Source organism: Pseudomonas sp. A1230, assembly GCF_044218825.1.
GTDB classification, from domain to species: Bacteria; Pseudomonadota; Gammaproteobacteria; order Pseudomonadales; family Pseudomonadaceae; genus Aquipseudomonas; species Aquipseudomonas iridis.
Genome location: NZ_CP162582.1, coordinates 4049365 through 4063066, shown reverse-complemented (window position 1 = coordinate 4063066; position 13702 = coordinate 4049365). Strand labels below are relative to the sequence as shown.

12 protein-coding genes are annotated in these 13702 nt (G+C 60.1%); 5 read left to right on the top strand and 7 right to left on the bottom strand.

Annotated features, from left to right (window positions below; genetic code table 11):
• Positions 1 to 2: 2 nt before the first annotated feature.
• From AB4P97_RS19015 to dksA, 6 genes are all read right to left on the bottom strand, one after another.
• Positions 3 to 1403 (bottom strand): polynucleotide adenylyltransferase PcnB, encoded by a 1401-nt coding sequence (locus tag AB4P97_RS19015; protein WP_042561099.1) that lies wholly within the window; start codon positions 1401 to 1403, stop codon positions 3 to 5.
• 735 nt (positions 1404 to 2138) lie between these two features.
• Complete coding sequence (locus AB4P97_RS19010) at positions 2139 to 3575, bottom strand: sigma-54 dependent transcriptional regulator (RefSeq protein WP_047303255.1); 1437 nt, start codon at positions 3573 to 3575, stop codon at positions 2139 to 2141.
• Between the two features lie 22 nt (positions 3576 to 3597).
• Entirely contained in the window at positions 3598 to 6552 is a 2955-nt protein-coding gene (locus tag AB4P97_RS19005) for a sensor histidine kinase (protein WP_162184591.1), read from the bottom strand.
• Positions 6536 to 6712 (bottom strand): hypothetical protein, encoded by a 177-nt coding sequence (locus AB4P97_RS19000; protein ID WP_003176118.1) that lies wholly within the window; start codon positions 6710 to 6712, stop codon positions 6536 to 6538. The genes AB4P97_RS19005 and AB4P97_RS19000 overlap by 17 nt, the downstream gene beginning before the upstream one ends.
• Positions 6713 to 6789: 77 nt before the next feature.
• Positions 6790 to 7686: a tRNA glutamyl-Q(34) synthetase GluQRS gene (gene gluQRS, locus AB4P97_RS18995; protein ID WP_395601467.1), complete on the bottom strand. Its 897-nt coding sequence runs from the start codon at positions 7684 to 7686 to the stop codon at positions 6790 to 6792.
• Positions 7687 to 7881: 195 nt separating this feature from the next.
• Positions 7882 to 8325, bottom strand: a complete 444-nt coding sequence (gene dksA, locus AB4P97_RS18990) for an RNA polymerase-binding protein DksA (RefSeq protein ID WP_042561095.1) — start codon at positions 8323 to 8325, stop codon at positions 7882 to 7884.
• Between the two features lie 334 nt (positions 8326 to 8659).
• Between dksA and AB4P97_RS18985 the strand changes: the two genes are divergently transcribed.
• On the top strand, positions 8660 to 9832 hold the full coding sequence (locus tag AB4P97_RS18985; protein WP_042561094.1) for a pyridoxal phosphate-dependent aminotransferase: 1173 nt from the start codon (positions 8660 to 8662) through the stop codon (positions 9830 to 9832).
• Positions 9832 to 10545 (top strand): DNA/RNA nuclease SfsA, encoded by a 714-nt coding sequence (gene sfsA, locus AB4P97_RS18980; protein WP_047303250.1) that lies wholly within the window; start codon positions 9832 to 9834, stop codon positions 10543 to 10545. Before AB4P97_RS18985 ends, sfsA begins: the two co-directional genes overlap by 1 nt.
• On the opposite strand, the gene AB4P97_RS18975 is transcribed toward sfsA, so the two are convergent.
• Positions 10542 to 10859, bottom strand: coding sequence for a Rieske (2Fe-2S) protein (locus AB4P97_RS18975; RefSeq protein ID WP_042561092.1), 318 nt, complete (start codon positions 10857 to 10859; stop codon positions 10542 to 10544). The two genes, sfsA and AB4P97_RS18975, sit on opposite strands and share 4 nt — an antisense overlap.
• A gap of 159 nt (positions 10860 to 11018) precedes the next feature.
• Between AB4P97_RS18975 and AB4P97_RS18970 the strand changes: the two genes are divergently transcribed.
• From AB4P97_RS18970 to AB4P97_RS18960, 3 genes are read left to right on the top strand one after another with little or no spacing between them, the layout of a single operon-like run.
• Positions 11019 to 11891, top strand: a complete 873-nt coding sequence (locus tag AB4P97_RS18970; RefSeq protein ID WP_395601466.1) for a hemin ABC transporter substrate-binding protein — start codon at positions 11019 to 11021, stop codon at positions 11889 to 11891.
• Between the two features lie 50 nt (positions 11892 to 11941).
• Positions 11942 to 12925: an iron ABC transporter permease gene (locus AB4P97_RS18965; protein WP_261736636.1), complete on the top strand. Its 984-nt coding sequence runs from the start codon at positions 11942 to 11944 to the stop codon at positions 12923 to 12925.
• Positions 12925 to 13692, top strand: coding sequence for a heme ABC transporter ATP-binding protein (locus AB4P97_RS18960; RefSeq protein ID WP_395601465.1), 768 nt, complete (start codon positions 12925 to 12927; stop codon positions 13690 to 13692). The genes AB4P97_RS18965 and AB4P97_RS18960 overlap by 1 nt, the downstream gene beginning before the upstream one ends.
• Positions 13693 to 13702 lie beyond the last annotated feature (10 nt).

The window sequence follows — 13702 nt, the reverse complement described above, 5'->3', positions numbered from 1 at the left end:
CCTTACTCGCCTGTGGCGCTCGGCGCACCGGCGCGCTTGCGCTTGGAACCGCCGCTGCGACGACGTTTGCGCGGAGCACCGCTGGCATCGTCACCCTTGCCGCTGAGGTCGCGGATCATGTCGCGACGTTCGCTGTCGTTGGCATCCTGATAGTCAGTCCACCATTCGCCCAGGCCGTCGGTCTGCTCGCCAGCGCTTTCACGCAATAGCAGGAAGTCGTAACCGGCGCGGAAGCGCGGGTTGTCGAGCAACAAGTCGGCACGCTTGCCGCTGCGCCGTGGCAGGCGCTCCTGCATGTCCCAGATCTCGCGGATCGGCATGGTGAAGCGCTTTGGAATCGCAATGCGCTGGCACTGTTCGGCGATCAGCTCGTGCGCGGCTTCCTGCATTGCCGGAATCGGCGGCATGCCACGCTCTTGCAGACGCAAAACGCGGGCCGGCAGGGCGGGCCACAGCATCGCGGCAAACAGGAACGCCGGGGTCACCGGTTTGTTCTGCTTGATGCGCAAGTCGGTGTTGGTCAGCGCTTCGCTGATCAGCGTGTGGGTGTAATCCGGGTTGTGATCCAGTGCGTCGGCGCTGGCCGGGAACAGCGGGGCGAACAGTTGCAGATCGACCAGCATCTCGAAGGTGATCGCACCGTGTCCGGAGAGGAACAGCTTGAGCACTTCTTCGAACAGGCGCGCCGAGGGAATCTCGCGCAGCATCGGTGCCAGTTCGCGGATCGGCTGAACGGTGTGTTTTTCGATGCCGAAATTGAGCTTGGCGGCGAAACGCACGGCCCGCAGCATACGTACCGGGTCTTCCTGGTAACGCTGCTTTGGATCGCCAATCAGGCGGATCAAGTGATTGCGAATGTCGTGTACGCCGTTGGCGTAATCGAGAATGCGCTCGCTGACCGGATCGTAATACAGGGCGTTGATGGTGAAGTCGCGGCGTTGCGCGTCTTCTTCCAGAGTGCCGTAGACGTTGTCGCGCAGAATCCGCCCGCTTTCGTTACGCGAAGACTGATTACTGTCTTCATCGTCTTCGTTTACGGGGTGATTGGCGCGGAAGGTCGCGACTTCAATGATTTCGCGACCGAAATGGATATGCACCAGTTTGAAGCGGCGGCCGATGATCCGCGCATTGCGGAATTCGGCGCGGACTTGCTCAGGCGTGGCGCTGGTGGCGACGTCGAAATCCTTGGGCGTGATGCCCAAAAGCATGTCACGCACGCAACCGCCGACCAGATAGGCCTGGTAACCGGCGCCCTGCAAGCGTTCGACAATATTGACCGCATAGCGGCTGAATTGCGTTTTCTGCAGCGAATGTTGACCGCTGTTGAGCACTTCAGGGGTGCTACGGATGTGTTGCGTACGACGCACGGGAGTTCGGAATGACTGGAACAACTTCTTCAGCATGGGATGCACTGTTTGAAGGAATGTTCGGCCATACCAAAGAATGACCGCATGATGGGCGCAGATTCTAGCATTTAGTCAGGGGATGGTGTAGGAGACAGCAGATTCGAGCTGAAAGCCGCAAGCTACAAGGGTGAAGCGGGAGTAAAAGGGCGATTTTTACAGATGGGAGAAACTACAAGGGGAGCCGAAGCTCCCCAAGAAAGTAGTTGCGTGCTCTTTTTTATTATTGATTCGGGCTTCTTGTTTTTGTTGAGTGCCCTCGCCATGAAGCTTTTCCTTCATGACCCTCCCAATCGGGAGCCAAGAGCAAACGGATTGCTTTGGTCGCTGAATTGCAGTGATCTCTCGATCCAACCAGTACTGGCTCTGTCTTAGGACAGTTTTTGTTGTTCTCGGCCTGGTCGTGGGGCAAGCCCCAAATACAACGCCTCTCCAAAAGAATCAGTTAGCTGCGCCTCTCGCCGTCTTGTTTTTATTGTGCGTGAGTCGATTCGTCTTATTTTTATTGTCTTGTGCATTGCTTGTTATTGTTCTTGTACCAAACATATAGCAGGGGGCGTGCCAACTTTTGCGAGGCCCAATAAAACAAGGGGTTAGGTCGATATAACCGTTTTTTCGGGACGAAAAAAAGCCGGGGTTTCGTTACCGATAACCCCGGCTTCTGTTACGTGAATGGACTGAGGTAACAGTTTTTTCACATCTTTAAACGTTACCCGCACACTCGGCAGGTAACGTTCAGCTCTCGCTGGCAACCCCGGTCTTGCGCCGTGGAATGCCCAGACGCTGACGCCGTTCCCACAGGCATTTACGGCTGACGCCCAGTTTGCGCGCCAGTTCGGTCTCGGTCATGTGGTCTTGATGCTCGAGGACGAAGTGCTGGAAGTAGTCCTCCAGCGACAGATCTTCAGTCGGCTCGTGGCTGCTGTTGCTGGCGTTACCGCTCGTTTGCGGTGGCAGGCCGATGAACTCGTCGTCTTCCAGATCGCTCAGCTCGATGTCGATGCCCAGCAGCTCCGCGGAAATCTCCGGACTCTCGCTGAGAATCACCGCGCGCTCCACAGCATTTTCCAACTCGCGCACGTTACCCGGCCAGGAATAGTGACGGATGGCCTGTTCGGCATCCGCGGCAAATGTCAGGTCGGTACGGTTGATGCGCGCACTCTGGCGTGCGAGGAAGGCGCTGGCGATCTCGTTAACGTCAGCACCGCGCTCACGCAGGGCCGGCAGTTTCAATGCGATCACGTGCAGGCGGTAATAAAGGTCTTCGCGGAACTGGCCGATTTTCGCCAGGCTCTTGAGGTCCCGGTGAGTCGCCGCGATCAGGCGCACATCGACCTTCTGCGACTGCACCGAACCCACCCGGCGAATTTCGCCTTCCTGCAACACACGCAGCAAGCGGGCCTGGGCTTCGAGTGGCAGTTCGCCGATCTCGTCGAGGAACAGCGTGCCACCGTCCGCGGCTTCGACCAGGCCAGCGCGCCCGGCGCTGGCGCCAGTGAACGCGCCTTTTTCGTGGCCGAACAGTTCGGATTCGATCAGGCTTTCCGGGATGGCCGCGCAGTTCACCGAGATCATCGGCGCCTTGGCGCGTTTCGACAGGTTGTGCAGGGCGCGCGCCACCAGCTCTTTACCGGTGCCGGACTCGCCCTGGATTAGCACATTGGAATCGGTCGGGGCGACTTTGCGGATCTTGCTGTAAAGGTCCTGCATGGGCGGGCACGAGCCGATGATGCCGATTTCGCCATTGCTGTTGTCGACGGCGGACTTGCCGCCGCTATTGGCGGTTTTGGCGGTAACCGTCTCACCCGCAGCAGGCGCCGATTGACGATCACGCAAGATTCGCGCGACAGCCTGGAGCATTTCATCGTGGTCGAAAGGCTTGGCGATGTAGTCCACCGCGCCCATCTTCATCGAATCCACCGCCGAGCGCAGGCTGGCGTAACTGGTCATGATCAGCACCGGCGTGCCTTGGCCAAGCTTGATCAGCTCGGTGCCAGGGGCGCCCGGCAAGCGCAGATCGCTGACGATCAGATCGAACGTTGGAATGGTGAAGCGTTCTTGTGCTTCCTGCACTGAACCGGCTTCGCTCACCTGGTACTGGTTACGTTCCAGCAGGCGGCGCAAGGCGGAGCGGATAATTGTTTCGTCTTCGACGATCAAAATGTGCGGCATTGATTCGATACTCTCGACGGTCTCAGTTCACAGCGGACGTCGCTTCGACATGACGCGGTAAGGTCACCCGGATACGGGTGCCGCGTTGGCTTTGTACATCAGCCGGGCTGTCGATGGTGATTTGTCCATAATGCTCTTCAACGATGGAATAGACCAGTGCAAGGCCCAGACCGGTGCCTTCGCCAGGATCCTTGGTGGTGAAGAAGGGTTCGAACAATCGGTCCATGATGTTCTTCGGAATACCGCTGCCTTCGTCCTCCACGATCAGGTCGACCGTGTGTTCGCCGGCTTCACTCTTGACCCGCACCGCGCTGTGCGGCGGGGAGGCGTCACGGGCGTTGGAGAGCAGATTGATCAGCACCTGGGCGAGGCGCTGCGGATCGCCTTCGACCCAGTGATCGGGATCGCAGAGGTTGTAGAACTGCACTTCGAAATTACGCCGGTTCAACGCCAGCAGCCCGATCGCATCCTGCGCGACTTCGGCCAGACAAACGGGCTCGTCGCTGTGCTGATGGCTGCCAGCATGGGCGAAGCTCATCAGCGACTGGACGATGCGTGACACGCGTTTGGTCTGTTCAAGAATCTGCCCGCTGATTTCGGTCAGCTCGCTATCGTCTTCGCGTTCTTCGCGCAGGTTCTGCGCCAGACAGGCGATACCGGTGATCGGATTGCCGATTTCATGGGCCACGCCCGCAGCAAGACGACCGATGCTGGCCAGGCGCTCGGAGTGCACCAGTTTGTCTTCGAGCATCTGGGTTTCGGTGAGATCTTCGACCAGCAGCACCAGACCGCTGTTGCCTGGGGCCAGCGGTTCGTCAATCGCTGCTTTGTGCAGATTGAGCCAGCGCGTCTGGCCGTCGAGGGCCAGGTGTTGTTTGTGCAAGTGCTCATCGGGCAGGTTGATGAAGCCCTGGAGCAATTCTTTCCACGGATCGCCAATGGTACTCAGGCGCGAGCCGACCACGCGTTGCGCAGCGATCCCGGTGAGTTCTTCCATGGCCTTGTTCCACATCAGGATCTCCTGATCCTTGGCCAGCGAGCAGACGCCCATCGGCAGTTCCTGCAAGGTCTGGCGGTGGTAGCGGCGCAGGGCATCGAGTTCGGCGGCCAGACCTGTGAGGCGCGAGTGGTAATCCTCGAGGCGGCTTTCGATGAAGTGAATGTCTTCGGTCACGTAGTTTTCGCCGCCGGCCTTGTACGGCAGGAAGGTTTCGACCATGTCCTGAGCGACGCTTGGGCCCATCAGACCGGAAAGGTTGGCTTCGATACGGTCGCGCAAACGGCGCAAGGCGTACGGGCGGCGTTCATCGAACGGCAGATAAAGATCACGCAGCGCCTGTTCGACTTCTTTCTGCGCAGCCTTGGCGCCCAGCGGTTTGGCCAGTTGCGTGGCGAATTCCTGTGGCGAGGCGGCATGCAGTTCGCGGCGTTGCGGGCGACGCACGTTGTCCACGGCGCAGGCTTCGGCAGCGGACGCTTCCTCGGGGCTGGCGTTGGTGAACAGCGAGATCAGAGTGAACATCAGCACGTTGGCGGCCAGCGAGGCGATCGCCGCCATGTGCCAACTGGTGTCATCCAGCACGTAAATCATGTTCAGCAGCGGGATGTAGAAACCTTGCAGATTGCCGACCAGCGGCAGGAGCATGGTCACCACCCACACCAGAATCCCCGCCAACAGACCGGCGATAAAACCGCGCCGATTGGCGGTCGGCCAGTACAGCACCGACAACACGCCCGGCAGGAATTGCAACGTGGCCACAAAAGCAACGATGCCCAGGTTGGCCAGATCCTGGCCGGCGCCGAGCATCAGATAGAAGCCGAAACCGGCCATGATGATCGCGACGATCAGCGCCCGGCGGGTCCACTTCAGCCAGCGATAGATATTGCCTTCGGCGGGCGGCTGATAAAGCGGCAGCACCAGGTGGTTCAGCGCCATGCCCGACAGTGCCAGGGTGGTGACGATGATCAGGCCGCTGGCCGCCGACAAACCACCAACGTAGGCGAGCAATGCCAGCGGCTTGCTGTTGGCGGCAATGCCGATGCCGAGGGTGAAATATTCCGGGTCGGTGGTGGCGCCGAGCTTGAGGCCGGCCCACAAAATCAGCGGCACTGCCAGGCTCATCAGCAGCAGGAACAGCGGCAAACCCCAGCTTGCGCTGACTAATGAGCGCGGGTTGAGGTTTTCGGTGAAGGTCATGTGATACATGTGCGGCATCACGATTGCCGAAGCGAAAAACACCAGCAGCAGCGTGCGCCACGGGCCTTCCTGCAACGGCGTGTGCAACGCGGCGAGGGCGGTCTGGTTTTGCAGCAGCCACAGCTCAAGCTGTTGCGGGCCGTCGAATACGCCGTACAGCGCATAAAGGCCAACGCCGCCGAGGGCGATCAGTTTGATCACCGATTCGAAAGCAATCGCGAACACCAGCCCTTCGTGCTTCTCGCGAGTGGCGATATGCCGGGAGCCGAAGAAAATCGTGAACAGAATGATCAGCGCGCAGAACGCCAGCGCCACGCGGCTCTGAATCGGCTCGCCGGTGAGGATGCCAATGGAATCGGCCACCGCTTGAATCTGCAACGCCAGCAGCGGCAGCACGCCGATCAGCATGAAAATCGTGGTCAGCGCCCCGGCCCAGGTGCTGCGAAAGCGGAAGGCAAACAGATCCGCCAGCGACGACAGTTGATAGGTGCGGGTGATTTTCAGGATCGGATAGAGCAGCACCGGCGCCAGCAAAAATGCGCCGGACACCCCGAGATAACTGGACAGAAAGCCGTAGCCGTACTGATAGGCCAGGCCCACCGTGCCGTAGAAAGCCCAGGCACTGGCGTAAACCCCCAGCGACAACGTGTAAGTCAGCGGATGGCGAATGATCGCCCGTGGAATCATTCCACGCTCACTGATCCAGGCTACGCCAAACAGTGCGGCCAGGTAGGCGGCGCTGATCAGGAGCATCTGGGTCAGGCTAAAGCTCATCGGCATCTTTTTGGCTCTGCAGGATGAAGGTCACGACAATCAGGATCAGCCAAAGCAGATAGGGGCGATACCAGGCGCCCGTAGCGTCGATCCACCAATCCATGATGGCGGGCGAAAACAGATAGATCCCCACGACCAAAAGCAGGACCAAGCGATAGATGTACATCCCGGCCTCTCTTTTTTATGCGCGTGCCCGAAAACGTGCGGCGATGGTAACGGATGGCAGCGCGACTGCAAGTGTCGTCATAGCAGTTGCGCTTCGGGCAGGGTCAGTGTGCGCGGGATCCGGGTGGCATCCCAGTGCGCGCTGCCCCACTTCAGCAGTTCCTGCGGCGTGGCGTGTTCGAGTTCCGCGCCGGGGTTTTGCCCCAATGCACGCAAGGCCCGCAGCAGCAACGGCGTGGCTTGATCCGCCTCAAGCGGCGGCGAGCGGTAGGACTTGCCGAGTTTGTTGCCGTCCGGTTGGGTGATCAACGGCAGGTGCAGGTAGTGCGGTTGACGCAAGCCCAGCAGTTCTTGCAGATAGAGCTGGCGCGGCGTGGAGTCGAGCAGATCGGCACCGCGTACGATATCGGTGATGCCTTGCCAGGCATCGTCGAGCACTACGGCCAGTTGGTAGGCATAGAGGCCGTCGCGACGGCGAATCACAAAGTCGCCGACATCGCGGCCCAGATGCTGGCGATATTCGCCCTGCACCCGATCAATGAAGTGATATTCCAGCTCCGGCACGCGCAGGCGGATCGCCGCGTCTTGCTGGTCGTGGCCGGCGTTGCGGCACAACCCCGGATAAATCCCGTGATACGGCTCCAATTGCTTGCGCGAGCAGGTGCAGGCGTAGGCCAGGCCGTGATTGAACAGGCTGTTGAGCACTTGGGCATAAGCGTCGTGTCGATCGCTCTGGCGCACCATGTCGCCATCCCATTCAAAGCCGTAGCTTTCCAGGGCCTTGAGGATCGCTACCTGCGCGCCGGGCTCTTCGCGCGGCGGGTCGAGATCCTCCATGCGCACCAGCCAGCGGCCGCCGACCGAACGCGCGTCCAGGTAAGAGGCGAGGGCAGCGACCAGCGAGCCGAAGTGCAGGTGGCCACTGGGTGTCGGGGCGAAGCGGCCGATGTAGGCGGGGGAAGTCTTGGCAGTCATGAATGCGATAGTACTTTTGAGGACTTGCGGCGGCCACTGTGGGAGCGAGCCTGCTCGCGAAAGCGCAGTGTCAGACAATTAAATGCTGAATGACACAGCGTTTTCGCGAGCAGGGCCGCTCCCACAAAAGCAGATAGCAAACGGCAGAAACAAAAACGGAGCGTTCGCACGCTCCGTTTTTCGTTCAGGTCGATATTACTTGCCGACCTGCTTTTCCTTGATTTCAGCCAGGTTCTTACAGTCGACGCACATGTCGGCGGTAGGACGGGCTTCGAGGCGCTTGACGCCGATCTCGATGCCGCAGGATTCACACCAGCCGTAATCTTCGTTCTGGATCAGATCAAGCGTCTTGTCGATCTTCTTGATCAGCTTGCGCTCGCGATCGCGGGCGCGCAGTTCCAGGGCGAATTCTTCTTCCTGGCTGGCACGGTCGGCCGGGTCAGGGAAGTTGGCCGCTTCGTCTTTCATGTGGTCGACAGTACGGTCGACTTCCTGCATCAAGTCCTGCTTCCACTTGTTCAGGATCTTGGTGAAGTGGGCCCGCATTGGGGCGCCCATGTACTCTTCGTCTTTGGCCTGAACATAAGGTTCGAAACCGCTGACGGTCGGATTAGCCTGTTGCTTTGCTTGGGTGGGCATGAAATGGACCGCCTCTACTCTTGTAATCCATTGCGCAGGATTGCTCCATCACCGACACCTGCCGGCCCTGCGGCTGCAAGCGGGCGAACTTACCAGATCAATTCGGCCCGCGCTACTCCCGGATGTCGAGGCTGCGGCCGACGGTGCCTGGAAATGTTTGCCAAGCCATGTCTGGCGGTGTTGAAGACCTGTTCAATCACTGATTTTAGTCAATCCTGGAGCGTACGTTCTTATCGTTACAGTCCAGCGTTCTTGTGGCTGTGACCGCTACGGGTTCTCGCTCGTTCCGGCAGATGGGTAGAATCGTTTCTTTTCCCTCGTCGAAGGAAGGCCAATGGCTCAGCCCTACAGTGCGCGCAGTCGTGCGATCGAACCGTTCCATGTGATGGCGCTGCTGGCGCGGGCCAATGAATTGCAGGCTGAAGGGCACGATGTGATCCACTTGGAAATCGGCGAGCCGGACTTCACCACGGCCGAGCCGATCATCCAGGCGGGGCATGCCGCGCTGACGGCGGGCAAGACGCGCTACACCGCCGCGCGCGGTATTCCCGAGCTGCGCGAAGCGATTTCCGGTTTTTATCAGTCGCGATACGGCTTGAACATTGATCCGCGGCGCATCCTGATCACACCGGGTGGCTCCGGGGCCCTCCTGCTGGCCAGTGCTCTGCTGGTCGATCCCGGTAAACACTGGTTGCTGGCGGACCCGGGTTATCCGTGCAACCGGCACTTCCTGCGCTTGGTCGAAGGCGCGGCGCAGCTTGTTCCGGTAGGGCCGGAGGTGCGTTACCAACTGACTCCGGACCTGGTCGAGCGGCACTGGGATCACGACAGCGTCGGCGCACTGGTGGCCTCGCCGGCCAACCCGACCGGGACGATCCTGACTCGCGATGAACTCGCCGGGTTATCCACAGCCATCAAGGCGCGACACGGGCATCTGGTGGTGGATGAGATCTATCACGGCCTGACTTACGGCACCGATGCGGCCAGCGTTCTGGAAGTTGATGACAGCGCTTTTGTGCTCAACAGTTTCTCCAAATATTTCGGCATGACCGGATGGCGTCTCGGCTGGTTGGTCGCACCGGATGCGGCGGTCAGTGAATTGGAAAAACTCGCACAGAACCTCTACATCAGCGCACCGAGCATGGCCCAGTACGCGGCGCTGGCGTGTTTCGAGCCGGATACCATCGCGATTCTTGAGGAGCGCCGAGCCGAATTCGGCCGACGTCGAGATTTCCTGCTGCCGGCATTACGCGAGTTGGGGTTCAACATCGCGGTAGAACCGGAAGGCGCGTTTTATCTCTACGCGGATATCAGCAAGTTCGGCGGCGATGCCTTCGCGTTCTGCCGTCATTTCCTCGAAACCGAGCACGTTGCGTTTACCCCGGGGCTCGATTTTGGCCGTTATCAGGCCAGTCACCATGTGCGATTTGCCTACACGCAAAACCTCCCTCGCTTACAGGAAGCGGTGGAGCGGATTGCCCGTGGCTTGAAGAGCTGGCAAGCCTGATGCGGTTTTATCCTCCTCTGGAAGAGGCGCGACTGATCCGCCGATATAAGCGTTTTCTCACCGATATCGAGACCGTTAACGGCGAGTTGCTGACTATTCACTGCCCGAACACCGGTTCGATGCTCAATTGTCAGGTCGAGGGCGGGCAGGTCTGGTTTAGCCGATCCAACGACCCGAAGCGCAAATTACCCGGCACTTGGGAAATCGGTGAAACCCCGCAAGGACGCTTGTTCTGCGTGAATACCGCACGAGCCAATGGACTGGTTGAAGAGGCGTTGCAGGCCGGCGTCATTACCGAGTTGAACGGCTTTACCGCGTTGAAGCGCGAAGTGGCTTACGGACAGGAAAAAAGCCGCATCGATTTTCGCCTCGAATACCCGAGCGGCCCGGCTTACGTGGAAGTGAAAAGCGTCACGCTGGGTTTCGATGGCACGAACGTGGCGGCGTTTCCCGATGCTGTCACCCAGCGCGGCGCCAAGCATTTGCGTGAGCTGGCGCATCTGGCGCGGGATGGGATTCGTGCAGTGCAGTTGTATTGCGTGAATCTCAGCGGAATTGAGGCAGTGCGTCCGGCCGAAGAAATCGATTCGGCCTATGCCGAGGCGTTGCGTGAGGCGGTCGCCTGTGGTGTTGAGGTTTTGGCTTACGGGGTTCGCCTGAGCCATGAAGAAATGGTGATCGACCGCCGCCTTGATGTGCTGCTTAACGGTTAAACATCTATCCACAGGCCTTGCGCATCTTCGCGGCAAGGTATGGCCGTCAGCGATTGTCCGGCGCAGGGCCCTGAAACGCATTCACCGTCCTCGATCAGAAACAGTGCGCCGTGAGTGGCGCACTGGATCAGGCTATTGCTCGGGTCGAGAAACTGGTCGGGTTGCCATTCCAGCCCTACACCGCGGTGCGGGCAGCGATTGAGATAGACATACGCCTGACCTTCGCGACGCACGGCAAACAGTTTTTTCCCGTCGACATCAAAACCGCGACTGCCGGCCTCGGCCAGAGCGGCGCCCGCGCAGAGAAACTTCATGGCTATCCTCTAGTGTCGTGTCGGGATATGTCCGAGCTTGACGTTTAAATGCAAACAATTATCAAATGGCGGCCTTCACCCGAAGGCGCCGGACAGATGCCGAGGATACTTGGCCTGACATCCTGACGCCCGGGAAAACCTTGTTCAAGGAAGCTGTGTATGCGCCTGAGTACCCGCGTTGCTGTGCTGTGTGTCGGACTTTTCGTCAGTCACCAGGCTGCAGCGGCTGATTTGCCGCAACGCTGGGTCAGTGCCGGCGGTTCGCTGTCGGAGTGGGTCAGTGCGCTGGGTGGCGAGTCGAAACTGGTCGGCGTCGATACCACCAGTCAGCATCCGCAAACGTTGAAGGCTCTGCCGAGCATCGGCTATCAGCGCAGTCTGTCTGCGGAGGGCATCCTCAGTTTGCGTCCGGACATTCTGATCGGTACCGAGGAAATGGGCCCGCCACCAGTGCTGGCGCAGGTGAAAGCGGCCAAGGTTCAGGTGGAATTGTTCTCGGCTCAACCGGATCTGCCGACACTGGAGAAAAACGTCTCCCATCTGGGCCAGCTACTTGGAGCGGAAAAACAGGCCGCTCAACTGCTGCAAAGTTATCAACAGCAACTCGACGCGCAAAAAACGTGGGTGACTGAAGCGCAATCCAGACTAAAGGCGCCGGGTGTGCTGCTGTTGCTCGGGCATGCCGGTGGCAAGCCGCTGATTGCTGGCAAGGACACCGCCGCTGACTGGCTGCTGCAACAGGCAGGCGGGCGTAATCTCGCCACCCACACCGGGTACAAGCCGTTTTCCGTGGAATCCCTCGCCAGCCTCGATCCAGAAGTGCTGGTGTTCTCCGACCGGGCGTTAACCGGTGAGGCGGCCAAAACTGCGTTGTTCAAGGAAAACCCTATTCTCAACTCCAGCCGCGCGGCCAAGGCCGGGCGGGTGCTGGAGCTCGATCCAACCCTGTTGGTCGGTGGGCTCGGACCACGTTTGCCGGCAGCGCTGAAAACCCTTTCTGACGGTTTTTACCCGGCCAAGAGCGGCCAATGACCACACTGGTAAAACCCCGCAGCCTGTTTATCGGCCTGACACTTCTGTGTCTGCTGGCGATCTGGTTGTCGTTGGCGCTTGGCCCGGTCAGCCTGCCACTGTTCGATACGTTGCGCGCGGCGTTGCGCATGATCGGCGTACCGCTGGCACCGGAAGGGCTGGAGCAGGCTGAGCTGATTCTCGGGCAGATTCGTCTGCCGCGAACCTTGCTCGGGCTGGCGGTCGGCGGCGTGCTGGCGTTGTCGGGGGTCGCGATGCAGGGACTGTTTCGCAACCCGTTGGCAGACCCGGGTCTGGTCGGCGTTTCCAGTGGTGCGGCGCTGGGCGCGGCGATTGCGATTGTCGGCGGTTCTTTTTTTGGTGGCTTGCCGGAATGGTTCGGGCCTTATCTGTTGTCGGCGTGCGCGTTTCTTGGTGGGCTCGGTGTTACAGCACTGGTTTATCGTCTCGGTCGGCGCAATGGGCAAACCAATGTCGCGACCATGTTGCTGGCGGGGATCGCGCTGACGGCACTCGCCGGTTCGGCAGTTGGCCTGTTCACTTATCTGGCAGATGACGCGACCCTGCGTACGCTGACGTTCTGGAACCTCGGTAGCCTCAATGGCGCCAGTTATGCGCGGCTGTGGCCATTGCTGATCATCAGTGCCGGTGTGGCGTTGTGGTTGCCGCGTCGGGCGAAGGCACTGAACGCCTTGTTGCTGGGTGAATCCGAGGCCGGGCATTTGGGCATCGATGTCGAACGGCTCAAACGTGAACTGGTTTTTTGCACGGCGCTGGGTGTCGGCGCGGCAGTGGCGGCGGCGGGGATGATCGGGTTTGTCGGGCTGGTGGTGCCCCATCTGGTGCGATTGCTGGCCGGCCCTGATCACCGGGTCTTGCTGCCGGCCTCGGTGTTGGCAGGGGCGAGCCTGTTGTTGCTCGCTGATCTGGTGGCGCGACTGGCCCTGGCGCCGGCGGAGTTGCCGATCGGTATCGTCACGGCGTTTATCGGTGCGCCGTTCTTCCTGTATCTGCTGCTGCGGGGGCGTGCCTGATGTTGCGTACGCACAATCTGCACATCCGCCGTGGTCGTAAAACCGTGCTCAGCGGTATCACCCTTGAGCTTGAACCGGGTGAAGTACTCGGTGTGCTCGGTCCGAATGGCGCCGGAAAGAGTACCTTGCTCGGCGCTTTGTGCGGTGAGTTGACGGCCAGTGAGGGAGAGGTCTTGCTCGACGCGCACGTGTTGAGCCACTGGACCGGCACCCAACGCGCGCAACGCCTGGCCGTGTTACCGCAGGTGTCGACGCTGGATTTTGCCTTTCGCGTCGAAGAAGTGGTCGGCATGGGGCGTTTGCCTTATCAAAGTGGCCGGGTGCGCGATGACGAGATTGTCGCCGCGGCACTGGCGGCCGCAGACGCCGGGCATCTGAGCGGTCGCAGTTATCTGGCGTTGTCCGGTGGCGAACGGCAGCGCGTGCATCTGGCGCGGGTGCTTGCGCAACTCTGGCCGGGGCAGGCGGGGCAAACGCTGTTGCTGGATGAGCCGACCTCGATGCTCGACCCGCTGCATCAACACACGACGTTGCAAGCGGTGCGCGAGTTTGCCGATCGTGGCGCCGCCGTGCTGGTGATCCTGCATGATCTGAATCTGGCAGCACGTTATTGTGATCGCGTGTTGCTGCTTGAAGGCGGGCGTTCGGTAGCATTGGACACGCCGCAACAGGTATTGCAGCCGGAAACGCTCAAAGCCGTGTTCGGCCTTGAGGTATTGGTGCAGCCGCACCCGGAGCGTGGGCATCCGCTGATCATCGCCCGCTGATTTTCTCATC

Coding starts and splice junctions, on each gene's coding strand:
- dksA (WP_042561095.1), bottom strand. CDS start 8,325: ATGCCCACCCAAGCAAAGCAACAGGCTAATCCGACCGTCAGCGGTTTC.
- gluQRS (WP_395601467.1), bottom strand. CDS start 7,686: ATGACTGCCAAGACTTCCCCCGCCTACATCGGCCGCTTCGCCCCGACA.
- AB4P97_RS19010 (WP_047303255.1), bottom strand. CDS start 3,575: ATGCCGCACATTTTGATCGTCGAAGACGAAACAATTATCCGCTCCGCC.
- AB4P97_RS19000 (WP_003176118.1), bottom strand. CDS start 6,712: ATGTACATCTATCGCTTGGTCCTGCTTTTGGTCGTGGGGATCTATCTG.
- sfsA (WP_047303250.1), top strand. CDS start 9,832: ATGCGGTTTTATCCTCCTCTGGAAGAGGCGCGACTGATCCGCCGATAT.
- AB4P97_RS19005 (WP_162184591.1), bottom strand. CDS start 6,552: ATGCCGATGAGCTTTAGCCTGACCCAGATGCTCCTGATCAGCGCCGCC.
- AB4P97_RS19015 (WP_042561099.1), bottom strand. CDS start 1,403: ATGCTGAAGAAGTTGTTCCAGTCATTCCGAACTCCCGTGCGTCGTACG.
- AB4P97_RS18985 (WP_042561094.1), top strand. CDS start 8,660: ATGGCTCAGCCCTACAGTGCGCGCAGTCGTGCGATCGAACCGTTCCAT.
- AB4P97_RS18975 (WP_042561092.1), bottom strand. CDS start 10,859: ATGAAGTTTCTCTGCGCGGGCGCCGCTCTGGCCGAGGCCGGCAGTCGC.
- AB4P97_RS18960 (WP_395601465.1), top strand. CDS start 12,925: ATGTTGCGTACGCACAATCTGCACATCCGCCGTGGTCGTAAAACCGTG.
- AB4P97_RS18970 (WP_395601466.1), top strand. CDS start 11,019: ATGCGCCTGAGTACCCGCGTTGCTGTGCTGTGTGTCGGACTTTTCGTC.